At 70.0% G+C, this 21,087-nt stretch carries 16 protein-coding genes; 8 read left to right on the top strand and 8 right to left on the bottom strand.

Annotated elements, in window-relative coordinates:
- Genes J5X86_RS18310 through J5X86_RS18295 form a run of 4 tightly spaced genes read left to right on the top strand, consistent with a single transcriptional unit; the run spans position 1 to position 4,518 of the window.
- The gene (locus J5X86_RS18310; protein ID WP_208517857.1) at positions 1-1,587 is read left to right on the top strand and encodes a sugar ABC transporter ATP-binding protein; all 1,587 of its coding nucleotides are present in this window, start codon (positions 1-3) and stop codon (positions 1,585-1,587) included.
- Positions 1,584-2,621 carry an ABC transporter permease gene (locus J5X86_RS18305; RefSeq protein ID WP_208517856.1) on the top strand — a complete coding sequence of 346 codons (1,038 nt, stop codon included), beginning with the start codon at positions 1,584-1,586 and terminating at the stop codon, positions 2,619-2,621. The genes J5X86_RS18310 and J5X86_RS18305 overlap by 4 nt, the downstream gene beginning before the upstream one ends.
- 20 nt (positions 2,622-2,641) lie before the next feature.
- Positions 2,642-3,664 carry an aldo/keto reductase gene (locus J5X86_RS18300; protein ID WP_208517855.1) on the top strand — a complete coding sequence of 341 codons (1,023 nt, stop codon included), beginning with the start codon at positions 2,642-2,644 and terminating at the stop codon, positions 3,662-3,664.
- A 2-nt stretch (positions 3,665-3,666) separates the two neighbouring features.
- Entirely contained in the window at positions 3,667-4,518 is an 852-nt protein-coding gene (locus J5X86_RS18295) for an amidohydrolase (RefSeq protein WP_208517854.1), read from the top strand.
- Between the two features lie 22 nt (positions 4,519-4,540).
- Here J5X86_RS18295 and J5X86_RS18290 read toward each other — a convergent pair whose 3' ends face one another.
- The 6 genes from J5X86_RS18290 to J5X86_RS18265 form a co-directional block, all read right to left on the bottom strand.
- Positions 4,541-5,212, bottom strand: a complete 672-nt coding sequence (locus tag J5X86_RS18290) for a FadR/GntR family transcriptional regulator (RefSeq protein WP_078640519.1) — start codon at positions 5,210-5,212, stop codon at positions 4,541-4,543.
- A 159-nt stretch (positions 5,213-5,371) separates the two neighbouring features.
- Positions 5,372-5,842, bottom strand: a complete 471-nt coding sequence (locus J5X86_RS18285) for a hypothetical protein (protein ID WP_014059527.1) — start codon at positions 5,840-5,842, stop codon at positions 5,372-5,374.
- Positions 5,843-6,184: 342 nt separating this feature from the next.
- Positions 6,185-7,795, bottom strand: a complete 1,611-nt coding sequence (locus J5X86_RS18280) for a glycerol-3-phosphate dehydrogenase/oxidase (protein ID WP_208517853.1) — start codon at positions 7,793-7,795, stop codon at positions 6,185-6,187.
- 3 nt (positions 7,796-7,798) lie between these two features.
- Positions 7,799-9,346, bottom strand: coding sequence for a glycerol kinase GlpK (gene glpK / locus J5X86_RS18275; RefSeq protein WP_208517852.1), 1,548 nt, complete (start codon positions 9,344-9,346; stop codon positions 7,799-7,801).
- Positions 9,347-9,379: 33 nt separating this feature from the next.
- Positions 9,380-10,174 (bottom strand): MIP/aquaporin family protein, encoded by a 795-nt coding sequence (locus J5X86_RS18270; RefSeq protein ID WP_208517851.1) that lies wholly within the window; start codon positions 10,172-10,174, stop codon positions 9,380-9,382.
- A 276-nt stretch (positions 10,175-10,450) separates the two neighbouring features.
- Positions 10,451-11,215: an IclR family transcriptional regulator gene (locus J5X86_RS18265; protein WP_208517850.1), complete on the bottom strand. Its 765-nt coding sequence runs from the start codon at positions 11,213-11,215 to the stop codon at positions 10,451-10,453.
- Positions 11,216-11,453: 238 nt separating this feature from the next.
- Between J5X86_RS18265 and metH the strand changes: the two genes are divergently transcribed.
- The 4 genes from metH (at position 11,454) to J5X86_RS18245 (ending at position 19,395) form a co-directional block, all read left to right on the top strand.
- Complete coding sequence (gene metH, locus J5X86_RS18260) at positions 11,454-14,960, top strand: methionine synthase (protein ID WP_208517849.1); 3,507 nt, start codon at positions 11,454-11,456, stop codon at positions 14,958-14,960.
- A 149-nt stretch (positions 14,961-15,109) separates the two neighbouring features.
- Complete coding sequence (locus tag J5X86_RS18255) at positions 15,110-15,811, top strand: HAD family phosphatase (RefSeq protein ID WP_208517848.1); 702 nt, start codon at positions 15,110-15,112, stop codon at positions 15,809-15,811.
- A gap of 338 nt (positions 15,812-16,149) precedes the next feature.
- Positions 16,150-17,748: an ABC transporter substrate-binding protein gene (locus tag J5X86_RS18250; protein WP_208517847.1), complete on the top strand. Its 1,599-nt coding sequence runs from the start codon at positions 16,150-16,152 to the stop codon at positions 17,746-17,748.
- 51 nt (positions 17,749-17,799) lie between these two features.
- A complete protein-coding gene (locus J5X86_RS18245) occupies positions 17,800-19,395 on the top strand; it encodes an ABC transporter substrate-binding protein (RefSeq protein WP_208517846.1) in 1,596 nt (531 codons plus the stop codon).
- 88 nt (positions 19,396-19,483) lie between these two features.
- Here J5X86_RS18245 and J5X86_RS18240 read toward each other — a convergent pair whose 3' ends face one another.
- Positions 19,484-20,155 (bottom strand): response regulator transcription factor, encoded by a 672-nt coding sequence (locus J5X86_RS18240; RefSeq protein WP_009719179.1) that lies wholly within the window; start codon positions 20,153-20,155, stop codon positions 19,484-19,486.
- Between the two features lie 13 nt (positions 20,156-20,168).
- Positions 20,169-21,074 (bottom strand): RecB family exonuclease, encoded by a 906-nt coding sequence (locus tag J5X86_RS18235; protein ID WP_374229263.1) that lies wholly within the window; start codon positions 21,072-21,074, stop codon positions 20,169-20,171.
- Positions 21,075-21,087 lie beyond the last annotated feature (13 nt).

Genomic DNA, 21,087 nt, shown 5'->3' with positions numbered 1-21,087 from the left:
ATGGGCGCGGTCGAGCAGCCCGCCGTGGTGCGGGCCCAGGGCATCGTCAAACGGTTCGGGCCCACCGTCGCCCTGGACCACGCCCGGCTGGCCGTCCGGCCCGGGGAGGCCCATGCGCTCGTCGGACGCAACGGGGCGGGCAAGTCCACGCTGGTGTCCGTCCTGACCGGGATGGAGCGCCCGGACGAGGGCGAGGTGACCTTCGGGGACGAGCCCGCCCCCGGCTACGGCGACACCGCCGCCTGGCAGCGCAGGGTGGCCTGTGTCTACCAGAAGTCGATGGTGGTCCCGGACCTGACGGTCGCCGAGAACCTCTACCTCAACCGCTTCCCGGGGGCGCGCCACATCCGCTGGCGCGCCCTGCGCGAGGACGCCCGCGCGCTGCTGGCCGAGTACGGCGTGGAAGTGGATCCGCAGACGCGCGCGAAGGACCTCAGCGTCGAACAGCGGCAGTTCGTGGAGATCGCCCGCGCCCTCTCCTTCGGCGCCCGGCTGATCATCCTCGACGAGCCCACCGCCCAGCTCGACGCGGGTGGTATCGACCGGCTCTTCGCCAAGCTGCTCGAGCTGCGCCGGCAGGGGGTCGCCTTCCTGTTCATCTCGCACCATCTGCAGGAGGTCTACGAACTCTGCGACACCGTCACCGTCTTCCGCGACGCCCGGCATGTGCTCACCGCCCCGGTCGCCGACCTCCCCAAGGAGGAGCTGGTGGCGGCGATGACCGGGGACGACGGCACGGCGCCCGGGGGCGACTCCCGGGCGGCCGTCCGCGCCCCCGTCGCCCGTAAGGCGGCCGACCCGGGCGGGGAGCCGGTGCTGCGCACCGAAGGGCTCACCCTGGAGGGCGAGTTCGACCCGCTGGACCTGGTGGTGCGCCCCGGCGAGGTGCTCGGCCTGGCCGGGGCCACGGCCAGCGGCAACACGGCGGTCGGCGAGACCCTGGTGGGTTTGCGCAAACCGGCCGGCGGGCAGCTGTCGGTGCGCGGCCGCCCGGTGCGCCCGGGCAGCGTGCCGCACGCCATCGACGCGGGCATCGGCTACGTCCCGGAGGACCGGCACGACCAGGGCCTGGTCCTGGGCCGCAGCGTCGCCGAGAACGCCACCTTGACCGTCACCGACCAACTGGGGCCCTACGGCACGGTGCTGCCCTCCCGGACCCGCGCCTTCGCCCAGCGGATGATCACCTCCCTGGACATCAAGACCTCGGGCCCCTCGCAGCCCGTTTCGGGTTTGTCCGGCGGAAATCAGCAGAAGGTCGTCATCGCGCGGGCGCTGGCCCGTGAGCCCAGCCTCCTGGTCGCGATCCGCCCGACCGCCGGGGTGGACGTGAAGTCCAAGGACGCGCTGCTCGGCGTCGTACGGGACGTCGCCGCGGCCGGGAGCGGCGCGGTCATCGTCTCCGACGAACTGGACGATCTGCGGGTCTGCGACCGGATCCTGGCGTTCTTCCACGGGCGGGTGGTCGCGGAGTTCGACAGCGGCTGGAGCGACCGTCAGCTCGTCGCCGCCATGGAGGGCATGACGGAGCCGGGCACCAACGGCACGTCGGGGGACACAGAAGACCGCACAGAAGGAAGGCAGTCATGACCGATACGGCACGCCAGCGGACCGCCGAGGCGGTGGCTGACGGCCCGGTGGGGCGGGGCCGGCCGCGGATCGACATCGCGCGCTGGCGCGATCTGTCACTGGTCCCCGTGATCTTCGTCCTCGGGGTCATCGGCTTCATCGTCTCGCCCGCCTTCCTCACCGAGGACAACCTGATAGGCGTCGTCCAGCAGTCCACCGAGCTGGGGCTGCTGGTGCTGGGCGAGGCGCTGATCCTGATCAGCGGGCGGATGGACCTCTCCCTGGAGTCGACCATCGCCGTGGCGCCGGTGATCGCCCTGTGGCTCGTCCTGCCCGATCACGGGGCGCGGTTCGAGGGCCTGGGGCTGCTGCCGGTGTGGACCGCCATACCGCTGTGTCTGGCGGTCGGGGCGCTGATCGGTGCGGCCAACGGCTTCCTGATGCTCAAGCTGCGCGTCAACGGCTTCATCGCGACCCTGGGCATGCTCACCATGCTGCGCGGACTGCAGGTCGGCGTCGCCGAGGGCCAGTCGATCGTCAACGTCCCCGAGTCGTTCCGCTACCTCGGCAAGGCCGAGTGGCTGGGCGTGCCCGCCGCCGTGTGGATCTGCCTGGGGCTGTACGCCCTCGGCGGCCTGGCGCTGGGCTATCTGCGGCACGGGCGCGCGCTGTACGCGATCGGCGGCAACCCCGAGGCCGCGAGGGCGGCGGGCATCCGGGTGGACCGGATCACCTGGATCGTGCTGAGCGTCGGCGGACTCCTCGCCGCCTTCGCGGGCATCCTCTACACCGGCCACTACGGCTCGGTCGCCGCGACCCAGGGCAACGGCTGGATCTTCCAGGTCTTCGCCGCCGCGGTCATCGGCGGAATCAGCCTCAAGGGCGGCCGTGGCACGCTCTTCGGAGCGCTCACGGGCGTGCTGACGCTGCAACTGGTCGTCAATGTGATGACCCTGGGCGGGGTACCGCCCCTGTGGAACCAGTTCATCAACGGCTCGATCATCATCGTCGCGCTGATCATCTCCCGCTACGCCAGCGGCGAGAAGCAGGACTGAGAGCCGGTCGGGAGGAAGCCATGGTGGACGACGGAGGACGGGCGCCGAGCGGCCCGCGCGAACTGGGGCGCTCGGGGGTACGCGTACCACCCCTGGGCCTTGGCTGCGCGCCGCTGGGCAATCTCTACGAGGCAGTGCCGGAGGAGCGCGCGCGGGACACCGTAAGAGCGGCGTTCGACACCGGCCTCACCTATATGGACACCGCGCCGCACTACGGCGTCGGTCTCTCCGAGGAGCGGCTGGGGCGGGTGCTGGCCGGGCGCGAGCGCGCCTCGTACACCCTCTCCACCAAGGTGGGGCGGCGGCTGCGGCCGCGCGCCCCCGGGGAGCCGGTCCAGGCGGAGGGGTTCGCCGACACCCCCGACCGGGTCCGCGAGTGGGACTTCACCCGGGACGGCATCCGCGCCACCCTTGAGTCCTCCCTGGAGCGGCTCGGGGTCGACGCCCTGGACATCGTCTACGTTCACGATCCGGAAGACCACATCCGTGAGGTCTATGAGACGGGCTTCGCGGCGCTGGCCGAGCTGAAGCAGGAGAAGCTCGTCCGGGCCATCGGCTTCGGCATGAACCACAGCGACCTCCTCGCCCGGTTCGTCGCCGACTTCGATGTGGACGTCGTGCTGTGCGCCGGGCGCTGGACGCTGCTGGACCGCACCGCCCACGACGATCTGCTGCCGGTGTGCGAGCGGCGCGGCACCTCCGTGGTGGTCGGCGGGGTCTACAACTCCGGGCTGCTCGCCGACCCCGCCCCCGGGGCCCGCTACAACTACCAGCAGGCACCGCCCGAGCTCTTGGCGCGGGCCCGGCGGCTGGCCGAGGTGTGCGCCGAGTACGAGGTGCCGCTGCGGGCCGCCGCGCTGCGCTTCCCCTTCGGCCATCCCGCGGTGGCCGCGGCGGTGGTCGGCTGCGTCACCCCGGCCGAAGTCCGGGACAACGCCGAGCTGTTCACCCACGACATCCCCGATGAGCTGTGGCAGGCTCTGGTGGCGCGCGGGCTGCTCGACGAGGACATCCCGCTGCCGGTCCCAACCCCCGAGGAGTGACCTTGCCTCGCCGTATCGACGCCCACCATCATCTGTGGGACCTGACCCGCCGCGAGCAGCCCTGGATGGACGGCCCGTGGGCCGAACCCATCCGCCGCACCTTCACCCCGGACGACCTCATTCCGCATCTGGCCGCCCATGGGATCGACGCCACCGTCGTCGTCCAGTCCAGCTCCTCCGTCGAGGAGACCCGGGAACTCCTGGCCCTGGCCGGCGGGTCGGACCGGATCGCGGGCGTCGTCGGCTGGGCCGACCTCACCGATCCCGGGGTGGGCGAGGTGCTCGCGGAGCTGGCCGCCGGACCCGGCGGCGACCGGCTGGTGGGCCTGCGCCACCAGGTGCAGGACGAGCCGGATCCGCGCTGGCTGGACCGCGACGACGCCCGCCGGGGGCTCGCCGCCGTGGCCGACGCGGGGCTGGTCTACGACCTGCTGGTCACCCCGCGCGAGCTTCCCGCGGCCATCGACGCCGTCCGCGAGCTGCCGCAGGTGCGCTTCGTCCTCGACCACGCGGCCAAACCGCCCGTGGCCAGTGGCGAGCGCGACCTCTGGGCCCGGCAGCTCACCTCGCTCGCGGCCCTGCCCAACGTCGACTGCAAGCTGTCCGGACTGGTCACCGAGGCCGACTGGGATGGCTGGAAGCCGGAGCAGGTGCTGCCGTACGCGCGGCACGTCCTGGACGCCTTCGGGCCCGGCCGGGTGCTGTTCGGCTCCGACTGGCCGGTGTGCGTCCTGGCCGCGACCTACGACGAGGTGGTGGCCCTCGCGGAGCGGGCCACCCGCCAACTCGGCGAGGACGAGCGCGCCGCCGTCTTCGGCGGCAACGCGGCCCGCGCCTACGGCCTCCAGCCGTAAGACGCGCGCCGCCTGCCGACGCTCACAGCGTGGAGCGCAGCCACTGCTCCACGCTCGCGATGTGCACCGTCGCCCAGGACCGTGCCGCCTCCGCGTCGCGGTCCCGCAGCGCGGAGAGGATCGCCCGGTGCTCATGGAGGGTGCGGCTGACCGCGTCCTCCTGGGTCAGACCGCGCCACACCCGGGCCCGGGTGGTGGGGCCGGAGAGCCCGTCGAGCAGTGAGCAGAGCACCGAGTTGCCCGAGCACTGGACGATGCCGCGATGGAATTCCAGGTCGCAGGCGACCAGTTCCTCCACCGACGGCGTCTGCCCGAGCGCGTCCAGCTGCGCCTGGAGCCGGTCCAGGTCGGCCTCGCTGATCCGGGTGGAGGCCAGCGCCGTGGCCGCGGGCTCCAGAATCCGCCGTACCGCCAGGAACTCCAGTACGGTGTCATCGCGGTGGAAGTCCACGACGAAGCTCAGCGCCTCCAGCAGCAACTGGGGGTCGAGGCTGGTCACATAGGTGCCGTCGCCCTGCCGTACGTCGAGGATCCGGATCAGCGACAGGGCCCGCACGGCCTCGCGCAGCGAGTTGCGGGACAGCCCGAGATCGGCGGCCAGCTCACTCTCCTTGGGGAGCCGGTCACCGGGGCGCAGCGCGCCCGAGACGATCATGCCCTTGATTTTCTCGATCGCCTCGTCGGTGACCGCCATGGTGGACCTCCCCGGAGCAAAACATCCGATGTATCAGAGGTCCATTATGACTTATGGCGTGCGCGAAACCGGCGGCGTCTGCCGGGGACGCCGCCGGTCCGCTGGGACCTGCTGCCGGGAGGGCCCGAAGACGGGCTCAGAGCAGGTTCATCGGATGGCTCAGAAGGTGAACGGCCCCGGGGTCTGGGGCGAGGTGGCCGTGCAGTTCACCGTGATCAGGCCGAAGATGACCAGCTTGAGCGACTTGGCCTCCAGGACGTCGCCCGCGGCCACCGTGCCCTTGAGCGGGCCGGTGGTCACGTCGGAGCCGGTCGGGATGGCCGGGTTGGCGTTGCCGGTGAAGGTGGTGGTCCCGGAGCCGTTCTTCGACAGCGTCAGCGTCGAGCTCACCGAGCCCGCCGGAACGTCGATCGGAGCCTTGATCGCTCCCGAGGACAGGGTGATGGTCGCGGCCGTCCCGCTCTGCGTGGCCGTGAGGGTGGCCAGGCCCGACCCGTAGGTCCCGCAATCGGCGGTCAGGGTCGCGGTCGTGGGGTCGACCGCGGAGGCGGTCGGCGCCAGCGCCAGCGCGCCGGCGGCCAGTGCTGCTGTTCCCATTGCCGTGCTGATCCCGAGCTTGAAGCGTCTCATGGGACTGCCTTCCGGAGTGGGGGAGTGCGCTGATGTGTGGGGGTTCCCGCCCGTCATCCACGGGCGATGTCATTGATGCGCGCACCGCCGAAGAAGGCAAGAGCGATACAGCAGATTTTTAACGCGCGAGTAGGTCTGCGGCCGCCCCACGGGATCACCACCAACTGCCGTACAAGCGACGGAACTTGGGGAAGTCTCAGGTCAGCTCCGCGGCGTGCTGGGCGCCCCCCGGCGCACCACCGGGGCGATCCGGCCGGGGCCTGAACCGAGTCCGGGCGGCCGGGTGAGAAGACGTTTCTTCTCACCCGGCCGCCCGGATCTGGGGAGGCGGCCCCGCGGGGGTCAGGGTCGCTTGGCCAGCAGGTCCTCGACCCGGCTCCGGATGTCCTCGGAGTCCAGGCCGCGGATGGTCAGGGTGGTGCGGCGGCGCAGTACGTCGTCCGCCGTGCGCGCCCACTCGTAGTCCCGGGCGTAGACGACCTGCGCCCAGATCTCCGGGGCGTCCGGGTGGACGCGCTCCGCGAGCGCCGGGTCGCCGCTGGCCAGCCGGGCGATGTCGAAGGAGAGCGAGCCGTAGTGGGTCGCCAGGTGACGGGCGGTGTCGGCGGCCATGCGCGGGCCGGGGGTGCCGCCGTCCACCAGCAGCCGGTGCTCGACGGCGTGCGGATTGGCCAGGCCCGGCAGCGGCATGTGCTTGGGCAGCTGCTTGACCGGCTCCATGTCGTCGGCGAGCGGACGGCCCGGCAGCTCGGCCAGCTTGTGCATCACGGTGCGGCCGATGTGGCGGAAGGTGGTCCACTTGCCGCCGGCTATGGAGAGCATTCCGCCCTTGCCCTCGGTGACCACGGTCTCGCGCTTGGCCTTGGCGGTGTCGCCGGGGCCGCCGGGCAGCACCCGGAGCCCCGCGAAGGAGTAGGTGATCAGGTCGCGGGAGAGCTGCTGGTCGCGGATGGAGAAGGCCGCCTCGTCCAGGATCTGGGCGACGTCCTTGTCGTTGACCGCGACATCGGCCGGGTCGCCCTCGAACTCCTCGTCCGTGGTGCCCAGCAGCAGCATGTCCTCCCAGGGGAGGGCGAAGGTGATGCGGTACTTGTCGATCGGGGTCGCCAGCGCCGCCCGCCAGGGGGAGGTGCGCTTGAGGACCAGATGCGCGCCCTTGGACAGCCGGATCGACGGCGCCGCGTTCGGGTCCTCCATCCGGCGCAGATGGTCCACCCAGGGGCCGGTGGCGTTGAGCACCAGACGGGCGTTCACCCCGAACTCGGTGCCGTCGGTGCGGTCCTTGAGCTCGGCGCCGGTGACCCGGCCGTCGCTCTTGCGCAGGCCGATGACCTCGGCGTGGTTGAGGACGGTGGCACCCGCCTCCACGGCCGCCCGGACCGTCATCAGGGCCATGCGGCTGTCGTTCATCTGGCCATCGCCGTAGACCGCGACCGCCTTGAGGTTCTCGGTGCGCAGCTCCGGGACGTCGCGCGCGGCCCGCTCGGCGCCGATCACATGGCCGACGCCGTCCCGGAACGCGGAGAGCGCCGAGTAGGCGAAGACACCCGCGCCCAGCTTGGCCGCGCCGTGCGGGCCGCCCTTGTAGACCGGCAGATAGAAGGTGAGCGGGTTGGCCAGGTGCGGGGCGACGGTACGGGAGACCGCGCGCCGCTCGAAGTGGTTCTCGGCGACCAGCTTGACCGCGCCGGTCTGGAGATAGCGCAGGCCGCCGTGGAGCAGCTTGGAAGAGGCGGAGGAGGTGGCGCCGGCGAAGTCACCGGCATCCACCATCGCCACCCGCAGCCCGGACTGCGCGGCGTGCCAGGCAGTGGTGATGCCCAGAATGCCGCCGCCGATCACCAGGAGGTCGTACGTCGCCTTGGAAAGCTGTTCCCGGGTTTCGGCTCGGCTCGGGTTCGAACCGGCAGCCGGGTGCGTTCCGAGGGACGGAACGCTCTGCAGGGTGGTCATTGATTACTCCTCGTCTTCGATCCAGCCCATGGTCCGCTGCACGGCCTTGAGCCAGTTCTTGTACTCGCGGTCGCGGACGTCCGCGTCCATTCGGGGGGTCCATTCGGCCGCCCGGCGCCAGTTGGCGCGCAGGGCGTCGGTGTCCGGCCAGAAGCCGACGGCCAGACCGGCGGCGTAGGCCGCGCCGAGGCAGGTGGTCTCGGCGACCATCGGGCGCACCACGGGTGCGTCCAGGGCGTCCGAGAGGGTCTGCATCAGAAGGTTGTTGGAGGTCATGCCGCCGTCGACCTTGAGCGCGGTGAGCTCGACCCCGGAGTCCTTGGTCATCGCGTCGACGATCTCGCGGGTCTGCCAGGCGGTGGCCTCGAGCACGGCGCGCGCGATGTGCGCCTTGGTGACATAGCGGGTCAGGCCCGCGATCACACCGCGCGCGTCGTCCCGCCAGTACGGGGCGAACAGGCCGGAGAAGGCGGGCACGAAGTACGCGCCGCCGTTGTCCTCGACGGAGCTGGCGAGGGTCTCGATCTCGGCGGCGCTGTTGATCAGGCCCATCTGGTCCCGCATCCACTGCACCAGCGAACCGGTGACCGCGATGGAGCCCTCCAGGGCGTAGACCGGCTTCTCGTCGCCGATCCGGTAGCCGACGGTGGTCAGCAGCCCGTTGTAGGAGTTGACCGGCTTCTCGCCGGTGTTCATCAGCAGGAAGGTGCCGGTGCCGTAGGTCGACTTGGCCTCGCCCTCGGCGTAGCAGGTCTGGCCGAAGAGGGCCGCCTGCTGGTCGCCGAGCGCCGAGGCGACCGGCACGCCCGCCAGGACGCCCTCGGCCGTGTGGCCGTAGACCTCGGCGGAGGAGCGGATCCGCGGCAGCAGGGCGGCCGGGATGTCGATCGACGTGAGGATCTTCTCGTCCCAGTCGAGGGTGTGGAGGTTCATCAAGAGGGTGCGCGAGGCGTTGGTGACGTCGGTGACGTGCACGCCGCCGTTGACGCCGCCGGTCAGGTTCCAGATGACCCAGGAGTCCATGGTGCCGAAGAGGATGTCGCCCGCCTCGGCCCGCTCCCGCAGCCCCTCGACGTTGTCGAGCAGCCAGCGGATCTTGGGACCGGCGAAGTAGGAGGCCAGCGGAAGGCCGGTCTCGCGGCGGAAGCGGTCCTGGCCGACGTTGCGGCCGAGCTCGCGGCAGAGGGCGTCGGTGCGGGTGTCCTGCCAGACGATGGCGTTGTGCACCGGCTCACCGGTCTTGCGGTCCCACAGCAGGGTGGTCTCGCGCTGGTTGGTGATGCCGATCGCCTTGACGTCGATGGCGGTGATGCCGGCCTTGCTGATGGCGCCGGCGACGACCTCCTTGACGTTCTCCCAGATCTCGGTGGCGTTGTGCTCCACCCAGCCGGGCTTGGGGAAGATCTGCTCGTGTTCCTTCTGGTCCACCGAGACGATGCGGCCGTCGCGGTCGAAGACGATGCAGCGGCTGGAGGTGGTGCCCTGGTCGATGGCCGCGATGAACGGGCCCTGGCCGTGGGACGAGGCGCTCGTGGTGTGGGTGTCGGTCATGATCTGCTGCTCTCCTGCGGGTGGTGGGGTGGGCTAGGCGAAGGCGATCTCGTAGATCCCGCCGGCGATGGCGCCGCCGATGAGCGGGCCGACGACCGGGATCCAGGCATAGCCCCAGTCCGAGCCGCCCTTGTTGGGCAGCGGCAGGAGGGCGTGGGCGATACGGGGGCCGAGGTCACGCGCCGGGTTGATGGCGTAACCGGTCGGGCCGCCGAGCGAGAGGCCGATGCCGACCACCACGAAGGCGGTGATCATGACGCCGATGACGCCCAGGCCCTTGCCGTCGCCGTTGAGCCCCTGGGTGAGGATGGCGAGCACCAGCACGGCCGTGGCGATGATCTCGGTGGCCAGGTTCTGCGCGACGTTCCGGATCTCGGGGCCGGTGGAGAAGACACCCAGCACCGGGCCGGCGTCGGTGGCCTGCTGCTTGTCCGCCGCCACCGTGTCCTGGGCGCCCGGGCCGCCGACGATCTCGCGGTCGGTGAGATGGGCGTGGAAGTGGCCGAGGTAGGCGAGCCACACCAGCGACGCGCCGATCACCGCGCCGAGCATCTGCCCGAGGAAGTAGACCGGCACATCGCTCCACTCGATGCCGCCGTTGATGGCGAGGCCGAGCGTCACCGCCGGGTTGAGATGGGCCCCCGAGAGAGGCGCCGAGATATACGCGCCGGTGAGCACGGCGAAGCCCCACCCGAGGGTGATGGCGACCCACCCCGCCTCGAACGCCTTGGATCGCTTCAAGATCACGCCGGCGACGACACCGCAGCCGAGCAGAGTGAGTACGGCGGTACCGATGGTCTCGCCGATGAAGATGTCGGAGCTGGACACCCGCGACTCCTTTGTCCTTCGTCCAGGGGAAGGCGAACCCCCGGGTTCTCACCGGTGGTCCGCGCCCTCGTGGGAGGGCGTTGGTCGGCCCGCGGCGAGTCCACCATAGCGAATATTGTCGTCAGGTGTTCGACAATGCCGACCGATGAACGGCAGTTTTCTTCACGGCGAAGACCCCGTCAAGGGTCGTGTGAAGGAAAAATCGCGCGTATGTGAAACCGTGATGAAGCAGGTCATGCCGGGATATGGGGGCAGATCCGCGCGGGTTGCCACGATTCAGAAACGGAGGGCGCCCAGGTCCCGGGAGACGGCGCGGGCGCAGTCCCGTACGGCGGCCACGAGCTCCGAGCGCAGCTCCCCGCCGTCGCACACTCGCTCGACCGCGCCCGTGATCCCCACCGCGCCCACGGGCAGCCGGCGCCGGTCGTGGATGGGCGCCGCGACCGACGCCACGCCCTCCCAGGTCTCCTCCACATCGGAGCCCCAGCCGCGCGCCCGGATCAGGTCCAGCACGCCCTCGAACTCCCGCTCCCCGGTCACCGTGCGGGGGGTGAACGCCTTACGGTCGGCCTCGGTCACCTCGCTGTGGGCGACCGGGTCGTACGCGGAGAGCACCTTGCCCAGGGCCGTGGAGTGCAGCGGGTGCATCGCGCCGACCTCCAGCACCTGGCGGCTGTCGTCCGGCCGGAAGACATGGTGGACGATCAGCACACCCTGCTGGTGCACCACGCCCAGGTACACGCTCTCGCCGCTGGAGCGGGCCAGGTCGTCCGTCCACACCAGGGCCCGGGCGCGCAGCTCGTGCACGTCCAGATAGCTGTTGCCCAGGCGCAGCAGCTCCGCGCCGAGCTGATAGCGGCCGGACGCCTCGTCCTGCTCGACGAAGCCCTCCTGCTGCAGCGTGCGCAATATGCCGTGCGCGGTGCCCTTGGCCAGCCCCAGAGTGGAGGCGATGTCGGACAGTCCCAGACGTCGCTCACCACCGGCGAGCAGGCGTAGCATCGCGGCGGCGCGCTCCAACGACTGGATGTTCCGGGCCATCGCCAACCTCCTGACTGCGGTTCGACAATGCTGAACACTATCGGTCCATGTCGACCCCGCGGTACCGCAAGGTCATGTGTCGACGATCAAGGGCCCGCCGAGGGCCGGCCGGCCGCGCCCCATCCCGGCTGATGGAACGACCATCGTCAAATGACCACTGGCAGCTACCCTGGCGTGGTGCGCCGTCCCCAGAGGAGGGCGCAAAGCCGACAGCCGTCGCACTCCAGGGAGCACATCCATGGCCTCGCATACGCCATCGCCCACATCCGCCGCCCGAGCCGAAGCGCTCCGCGAAGCACTGGCCACCCGCGTGGTGGTCGCCGACGGCGCGATGGGGACGATGCTCCAGGCGCAGGACCCCAGTCTCGACGACTTCCAGCAGCTCGAGGGCTGCAACGAGATCCTCAACATCACCCGCCCGGACATCGTCCGCTCGGTCCACGAGGAGTACTACGCCGCCGGGGTGGACTGCGTCGAGACCAACACCTTCGGCGCCAACCACGCGGCGCTCGGTGAGTACGACATCCCCGACCGCGTCCACGAGCTCTCCGAGGCCGGCGCCCGGATCGCCCGTGAGGTCGCCGACGAGTTCGCCGCCGACGGACGCCAGCGCTGGGTGCTGGGCTCCATGGGCCCCGGCACCAAGCTGCCCACCCTCGGCCACGCCCCCTATGTCACCCTCCGCGACGCCTACCAGGCCAATGCCGAGGGCATGATCGCCGGTGGCGCGGACGCCCTCCTGGTGGAGACCACCCAGGACCTGCTGCAGACCAAGGCCGCGATCCTCGGCGCCCGCCGCGCCCTGGACGCCACCGGTGCCAACCTCCCCCTGATCTGCTCGGTCACCGTCGAGACCACCGGCACCATGCTGCTCGGCTCCGAGATCGGCGCGGCGCTCACCGCCCTCGAGCCGCTCGGCATCGACATGATCGGCCTCAACTGCGCCACCGGCCCCGCCGAGATGAGCGAGCATCTGCGCCATCTCGCCCGCCACTCCCGTATCCCGCTGTCCTGCATGCCCAACGCCGGCCTTCCGGTGCTGGGCAAGGACGGCGCCCACTACCCCCTCACCCCCGGCGAGCTGGCCGACGCCCAGGAGACCTTCGTCCGCGAGTACGGGCTCTCGCTGGTCGGCGGCTGCTGTGGCACCACGCCCGAGCATCTGCGCCAGGTCGTCGAGCGGGTCCGCGATCTGACCCCCACCGAGCGCTCCCCGCGCCCGGAGCCCGGCGCCGCCTCGCTCTACCAGACCGTGCCGTTCCGCCAGGACACCTCGTATCTGGCGATCGGCGAGCGCACCAACGCCAACGGCTCCAAAAAGTTCCGCGAGGCCATGCTGGAGGCTCGCTGGGACGACTGTGTGGAGATCGCCCGGGAGCAGATCCGCGAGGGCGCCCATCTGCTCGACCTGTGCGTCGACTACGTCGGCCGGGACGGTGTCGCGGACATGGAGGAGCTGGCCGGGCGGTTCGCCACCGCCTCCACCCTGCCCATCGTCCTGGACTCCACCGAGGTCGACGTCATCCGGGCCGGGCTGGAGAAGCTCGGCGGACGCGCCGTCATCAACTCCGTCAACTACGAGGACGGGGACGGCCCCGAGTCGCGGTTCGCCAAGGTCACCCGGCTCGCCCAGGAGCACGGCGCCGCCCTGATCGCGCTGACCATCGACGAGGAGGGCCAGGCCCGCACGCCGGAGCACAAGGTGGAGATCGCCGAGCGGCTGATCGACGACCTGACCGGCAACTGGGGCATCCACGAGTCGGACATCCTCATCGACACCCTGACCTTCACCATCTGCACCGGTCAGGAGGAGTCCCGTAAGGACGGCATCGCCACCATCGAGGCGATCCGCGAGCTCAAGCGGCGCCACCCGGACGTCCAGACCACGCTGGGCCTGTCGAACATCTCCTTCGGCCTGAACCCGGCCGCCCGGATCGTGCTCAACTCCGTCTTCCTCGACGAATGCGTCAAGGCGGGCCTGGACTCGGCGATTGTGCACGCCTCCAAGATCCTGCCGATCGCGCGGTTCGAGGAGGAGCAGGTCAAGACCGCCCTGGACCTGATCTACGACCGCCGCGCCGAGGGCTATGACCCGCTGCAGAAGCTGATGGGGCTCTTCGAGGGCGCCACCGCCAAGTCCCTCAAGGCGGGCAAGGCCGAGGAGCTGGCCGCGCTGCCCCTGGACGAGCGTCTCAAGCGGCGCATCATCGACGGTGAGCGCAACGGCCTGGAGGCCGACCTCGACGAGGCGCTCCAGGAGCGCCCCGCCCTGGAGATCGTCAACGAGACGCTGCTGGACGGCATGAAGGTGGTCGGCGAGCTCTTCGGCTCCGGCCAGATGCAGCTTCCGTTCGTGCTCCAGTCCGCAGAGGTCATGAAGACCGCGGTGGCGCATCTGGAGCCGCATATGGAGAAGTCGGACGACGAGGGCAAGGGCACCATCGTGCTCGCCACCGTCCGCGGCGACGTCCATGACATCGGTAAGAACCTCGTGGACATCATCCTGTCCAACAACGGCTACAACGTGGTCAACCTGGGCATCAAGCAGCCGGTCTCCGCGATCCTGGAGGCCGCCGAGGAGCACCGCGCCGATGTGATCGGCATGTCCGGGCTGCTGGTGAAGTCCACGGTGATCATGAAGGAGAACCTGGAGGAGCTCAACCAGCGCAAGCTGGCCGCCCAGTTCCCCGTCATCCTCGGCGGCGCCGCCCTCACCCGCGCGTACGTCGAGCAGGATCTGCACGAGATCTACGAGGGCGAGGTGCGCTACGCCCGCGACGCCTTCGAGGGCCTGCGGCTCATGGACGCCCTGATCGCCGTCAAGCGCGGTGTGCCCGGCGCCGCGCTCCCCGAGCTCCGGCAGCGCCGCGTCCCCCAGCGCGCCGCCCAGGTGCGGGAGCCGGAGCCGGACGAGGGCCCCGCGCGCTCGGACGTGTCCACCGACAACCCCCTCCCCACCCCGCCCTTCTGGGGCACCCGCGTCGTCAAGGGCATCCAGCAGGCCGACTACGCCTCCTGGCTGGACGAGGGGGCGCTCTTCAAGGGCCAGTGGGGGCTCAAGCAGGCCCGCACCGGAGAGGGGCCCGGCTACGAGGAGCTGGTGGAGAGCGAGGGGCGGCCCCGGCTGCGCGGCTGGCTGGACCGGCTGCACACGGGGAACCTGCTGGAGGCGGCCGTCGTCTACGGCTACTTCCCGTGCGTCTCCAAGGGCGACGACCTGGTCCTGCTGAACGAGGACGGCAGCGAGCGGACCCGCTTCACCTTCCCGCGCCAGCGCCGGGGCCGCCGGCTGTGCCTGGCCGACTTCTTCCGGCCCGAGGAGTCGGGTGAGACCGATGTCGTCGGGCTGCAGGTGGTGACCGTCGGCTCGAAGATCGGCGAGGCCACCGCCGAGCTGTTCGCCGCCGACTCCTACCGCGACTATCTGGAGCTGCACGGCCTCTCCGTGCAACTGGCGGAGGCGCTGGCCGAGTACTGGCACGCGCGGGTCCGCGCCGAGCTGGGCTTCGCCGGTGAGGACCCGAACGAGATGGAGGACATGTTCGCGCTGAAGTACCGCGGCGCGCGCTTCTCGCTGGGTTACGGCGCCTGCCCCGATCTGGAGGACCGCGCGAAGATCGCCGATCTGCTGCGGCCCGAGCGGATCGGGGTGAAGCTCTCGGAGGAGTTCCAGCTTCACCCCGAGCAGTCCACGGACGCCATCGTGATCCACCACCCGGAGGCCAAGTACTTCAACGCGCGGTAGTCCTCCGGCGGCTGTTCGTGACCGCCTTACGGTGCTCACGAGGCGCGTCGGCGCGGCGCGACGTAGACTGGTCGATCCGGTAGAGGCCGGTCGCCTTCCCGTCAGTGGAAGGGGGCCGGCCTTCGTGCCCCTTATCCGGAGGTGTTTGGATGACCAGCAGCATCCCCGCCGTCGATACCCGTACGGCCGAAGGCTCGGCACTGCAAGCCGTTCTGCTCGACATGGACGGCACCCTGGTCGACACCGAGGGCATCTGGTGGGACGCGGAGGTCGCAATCTTCGCCGAGCTCGGTCACGCTCTCGCCGAGGAGTACCGCCAGATCGTCGTCGGCGGCCCGATGTCGCGCAGCGCCCAGTTCCTGATCGAGGCCACCGGCGCCGAGATCGCCCTCGCCGAGCTCACCGGCCTGCTCAACAGCCGCTTCACCGAGCTGATCGACGGCAGTGTGCCGATGCTGCCCGGCGCCCGCCGGCTGCTCACCGAGCTGGCCGCGCAGGGCATCCCCACCGCCCTGGTCTCCGCCTCCCACCGGCGGGTGATGGACCGGGTCCTGCGCTCGCTCGGCCCGGAGCACTTCGCCCTGACGGTCGCGGGCGACGAGGTCGAGCGGACCAAGCCGCATCCGGACCCGTATCTGTTCGCCGCGGCCGGACTGGCCGCCGAGCCGGGGCGGTGCGTGGTCATCGAGGACACCGACACGGGCGTACGGGCCGCGGAGGCGGCCGGGTGCCGGGTGGTCGCGGTGCCGTCCGTGGTGCCGATCGAGCCCGCCGCGGGGCGTACGGTCGTCGGTTCGCTCGAAGAAGTCGATCTTTCATTTCTGCGCACTCTGGTCACCGCAATGCACTGAACGTGCACCGAGCGTATTTCTGTAAATTGCAAACTGAATAGCGCGGGCGCACTTTTCACGTTCCGTTGGCGACAAGGGAACGTGATGTTTATCACTGCACATGCGGTGAGCGGATCGGACGGTTGTCTGTCGCACGTCCTGTCTGATGCGATTTGGGTGAACCCATGTGTCCGGATTGGTGGCATGCCGTACGAATCGTGGCAGCGTCCGGATATCGGTCGATGGCCGCTCGTTATCGGGGCGTGATATCGCCTCAACTTCGTTGTGTCTGAGCATGGTCGGCGCCGCGGACTAATCTCGTCGCGAGTAGTTGATCGATGGCAGGGAGACTCCCGACAATGACGCGCAAGTCGCTGGTGCTGCCGGCTGTGGCCGGCCTCCTGATCTCCACGCTCGCCGCGTGCGGTGGTACCGACGGCTCGGGGTCGGACGGTGAGGCGATCGTCCTGGGCAGCACGGACCGCATTGAGGCGTCGAAGGCGGCGCCCGCTCCGCTGGACCCGGCCCTGGCCTATGACTTCGCCTCCTGGAGCGTGCTGCACAACGCCTTCCAGACGCTGATGAGACTGCCCCGCTCCGGAACCGAGCCGATACCCGACGCCGCCGAGAAGTGCGGCTTCCAGGACCGGCAGAGCGAGCAGTACCGCTGCACGCTGCGCAGCGGGCTGAAGTTCTCCAACGGTCACGATCTGACGTCCGAGGACGTCAAGTTCTCCCTCGAGCGCGTGCTGCGCATCGACGACCCCAACGGCACCAAGTCGCTGCTGTCCAACGTGGACAAGATCGAAACCCCCAGCGACCGCGAGATCGTCATCCACCTCTCGCAGTCGGACGCGACCTTCCCGTCGAAGCTCACCACTCCGGCCGCCGCGATCCTGGACAGCGAGGTCTACAAGCCCGACGCGCTGCGCGATGGCTTCGAGATGACGGGCTCGGGCCCGTACAGCGCGAAGACCGAGGTGCGCGACAACCGGCTGGTCAAGGTCGTCTTCACCAAGAACTCCCACTACAAGGGCGATGTCCAGCTCAAGGCCGACAAGGCGGAGATGCGTTTCTACGACTCCGCCTCGACCATGGAGAAGGCGCTGGTCAAGGGCGACATCGACGTGGTCCACCGCGGCTTCTCGCCCGATCAGATCGACAAGCTCAACAAGGGCGACGTCAAGGGCGTGCGCCTCTTCGAGTCCTCCGGGCAGGGCATCCGCTATCTGGTCTTCAACACCTCGGACCCGGCGGTCAAGAACAAGGCGGTCCGGCAGGCCATCGCCCATCTCGTGGACCGCCAGGCGCTGGTGCGCGATGTGTACAAGCGGACCGCCGAGCCGCTCTACTCGATGATCCCCACCAGCATCTCCTCGCATATCAACTCGTTCCACAACGAGTACGGCGACCCGGACCCCGCGGTCGCCAAGAGCGTGCTGCGCGACGCCGGTATCAACACCCCGGTGAAGCTGACGCTGACCTACACCACCGACCACTACGGTCCGGAGACGGCCGGGGAGTTCAAGGAGCTGAAGAAGCAGCTCAACCGCAGCGGCCTCTTCTCCGTCACGATCAAGGGCTACCCGTGGCGGGATTTCCGCCCCGCGCTCATCAAGCGCCAGTTCTCCGCCTCCGGGATGGGCTGGCTGCCCGACTTCCCGGACCCCGACAGCTACACCGCGCCGTTCCTCACCACGGACAACTTCCTCAACTCGCCCTACCGCAACAGCACCATCCAGGACGAGCTGATCCCCAAGACCCGGCAGGAGGCCCAGCGCAGCCTCGCCGACAAGGACTTCCAGTCGATCCAGAACGCTGTCGCCAGCGACGTGCCCTATCTCCCGCTGTGGCAGGGCAACACCTATGTGGCCGCCCGCGAGAACGTCATCGGCGCCGAGTACGCCTTCGACTCCTCGACCATGCTCCAGCTGTGGGAGCTCGGGAAGGGCGACTGAGAACGACCCACGGGGGTCAGGCACGGAACGACGAATGTGTGAGGAAGACCGTTGAGGAAACGTGATCAGTGGCTGGCAGCTCCCCTCGGCGCGGGACTGGCCGCCGCCCTGCTCACCGGATGCGGCAGTGAGGACGGGGACGCGGCGGGCAGCGGCGAGCACGTGGTCATGGGGATGTCGGACGAGGTGCTCGCCACCGACCCGGCATCCGGCTACGACCCGGGCTCCTGGCTGCTGTTCAACAACGTCTTCCAGTCCCTGCTGAGCTTCCCGAAGGGCAGCACCACACCGCAGCCGGAGGCGGCGGAGAAGTGCTCCTTCAAGGACAACGCCAGCCGGGTCTACTCCTGCACGCTGCAGAACGACCTGACGTTCTCAGGCGGCCACCCGCTCACCTCCGAGGACGTCAAGTTCTCCTTCGAGCGCACCAAGCGGATCAATGACGCGAACGGTCCGGCGCTGATGCTCACCTCCATCGGGAGCATCGACACCCCGGACAAGCGGACCGTCGTCTTCCATCTGAAGAACTCCGACGCGACCTTCCCGCAGAAGATCGCCTCCGGCGCCGGGTCCATCGTCGACCACCGGGAATACCCCGCCGACAAGCTGCGCACGGACCACAAGGCGGTCGGCTCCGGCGTCTACAAGCTGGACTCCTTCACCAAGGACGAGGCCGACTTCTCCGTCAACGGCGGCTACCAGGGGCCCGCCCGGCCGAAGAACTCCGGGCTGAACCTGAAGTTCTTCCACGGCGGGCAGGCACGGCTGAAGTCCGCCGTGCAGAAGGGCGATGTGGACCTCGCCTACCGCGGGCTGGCCATGCGGGACCTCGCCGACCTCCAGGCGCAGAGCCTCGGCGGCGGCAAGAGCCTGAACGTGGTCGAGGGCACCGGCGCCGAGGTCCAGCACCTGGTCTTCAACATGAAGAACCCGGTGGCGGGCAAGCTCGGCGTGCGCAAGGCCATGGCGTACCTCATCGACCGCTCCACCCTGGTGCGGGACGTCTACAAGCGCACCGCCGAACCGCTGTACTCGGTGGTCCCGGCCGGGATCACCGGCCACAACACCGCCTTCTACGACAAGTACGGCGACCGCCCGCAGCCCGAGAAGGCCAAGCAGGCGCTGCGGGACGAGGGCATCTCCGGCAAGGTCAAGCTGACGCTGTGGGGCACCCCGATCCGCTACGGCCCCGGCACCGTCCCGGGCCTGCGCCAGATCGCCGAGCAGCTCAACGCCAGTGGGCTGTTCGACGTCGATGTGAAGAGCGCGGACGTCGCCGCGTACGAGAAGGGCGTCGCCGGCGGGAAGTACGGCGTCTATGTGAAGGGCTGGGTGCCCGACTACCCGGACCCGGACAACTTCGTCGCCCCGTTCTTCGGCGCCGGCAACGTCCTGGCCAACCACTACACCTCGCCGCGGCTGTCCGCGCAGCTCATCCCCGCCACCGCCGAGCAGCCCAGCCGCGAGGCCACGGTCGGCGACTTCCAGCGGATCCAGGACATCGTCGCCGACGAGGTGCCGATGCTCCCGCTGTGGCAGGGCAAGCAGTACGCGGTGGCCCAGGACGACATCTCCGGGCTGCAGTGGACCCTCGACTCCTCGACGGTCTTCCGCTTCTGGGAGATCGGCAAGTCGTCCGACGGCTGACGGGGACAGGCGGCCTTACGGCGGTACGGCAGGAGGCCCGGGGCGCGCGCCCCGGGCCTCCTGCCGTACCGCCACCGTCCGGGTGCCGCTACTGCGCGCCGGGGCGGACCAGGCCGCTCTCGTAGGCGTACACGGCGGCCTGCACCCGGTCGCGCAGCCCCAGCTTGGTCAGCACATGGCCCACATGCGTCTTGACCGTGGTCTCGCTGACGAACAGATCCGCGGCGATCTCCGCGTTGGACAGCCCCCGGGCCACCAGCTTCAGCACCTCGACCTCGCGCTCGGTCAGGGTGTGCAGGGTGTCCGGCACCGGCTCCTCGCCCGACGGGAGATGCCCGGCGTACTTGTCGAGCAGCCTGCGGGTGATGCTGGGCGCCAGCATCGCCTCGCCCGCCGCCACCACGCGGATGGCCTGCACCAGCTCGGTGGCGGGCGCGTCCTTCAGCAGAAAGCCGCTGGCCCCGGCGCGCAGCGCCTCCACCACGTACTCGTCCAGGTCGAAGGTGGTCAGCACCAGCACCTTGGCCGGGCCGTCCCGCCCCGGACCGGTGATCTGGCGGGTCGCCTCCACGCCGTCCATCCGCGGCATCCGGATGTCCATCAGGACCACATCGGGCTGCAGCGCCCGCACCTGGTCGAGGGCCTGCAGACCGTCCCCTGCCTCGCCGACGACCGCCAGATCCTGCTCCGCCTCGAGGATCATCCGGAAGCCGGTGCGCAGCAGCGGTTGGTCATCGACCAGTAGGACGCGGATCGCCACGGGAACTCCTTCGTTAGACCGCGTCCATTCTGCCGGACTGGACGGGCACGACCGCCAGGGGATACGGCGGCGGCGTACCCCCGAACTCCGGACAGTGCGCCTGGTGATCGCACCAGCCGCACAGCCTGGTCTGGCGGGGTACGAACGCACCGGTCTCCGTGGCCAGCCGGATCGCCTCCCACAGGGCCAGCACCTTGCGCTCCACCGCCAGCAGATCCCGCTCGTCCGGGTCGTACGTCCGCACGTCGCCGCTGCCCAGATAGACCAGCTGCAGCCGCCGCGGGATGACCCCGCGCAGCCGCCACAGCACCAGCGCGTAGAACTTCATCTGGAAGAGGGCCTCGCCCGCGTACTGCGGCGCGGGGGCCTTTCCCGTCTTGTAGTCCACGATCCGCACATCACCCGTGGGAGCGATGTCGATCCGGTCGATGATTCCGCGCAGCCGCAGCCCGGATTCGAGCTCCGTCTCGACGAACAGCTCCCGCTCCGCGGGCTCCAGACGCGTCGGGTCCTCCAGCGAGAACCACTGGTCCACCAGCGTCTGAGCCCCCGTCAGCCACTCGGCCAGCCGGTCCGGCGCCGGGGCGCCGTCCTCCTCCTGGAACAGCTCCGCCAGCTCCGGCTTGGCCGCCAGCAGCCGATCCCACTCGCCCGGCACCATCGCCCGGGCCCGCGGCGAGGTGCGCTCGGCGGCCGGGGTGTCGAAGAGCCGCTCCAGCACCGCGTGGACCACCGTGCCGCGGGTGGCCGCCGCGCTGGGCTTCTCCGGCAATTTGTCGATTACTCGGAAGCGGTACAGCAACGGGCACCGCATGAAATCGGCCGCCCGTGACGGTGACAACGAGGCGGCTGGAGCGGACCTCGGCGGCCCGTCCGGCGGTTCGGCCTTCCCGGTGGTGGTTCCCGTGGTGGTTCCCATGGCGAAGACCCTA

Source organism: Streptomyces sp. NEAU-YJ-81, from assembly GCF_017592595.1.
Classification (GTDB): Bacteria; Actinomycetota; Actinomycetes; order Streptomycetales; family Streptomycetaceae; genus Streptomyces; species Streptomyces hygroscopicus_B.
The sequence above is the reverse complement of the archived record's forward strand: the minus strand, read 5'-3'. Positions and strand labels throughout refer to the sequence as shown.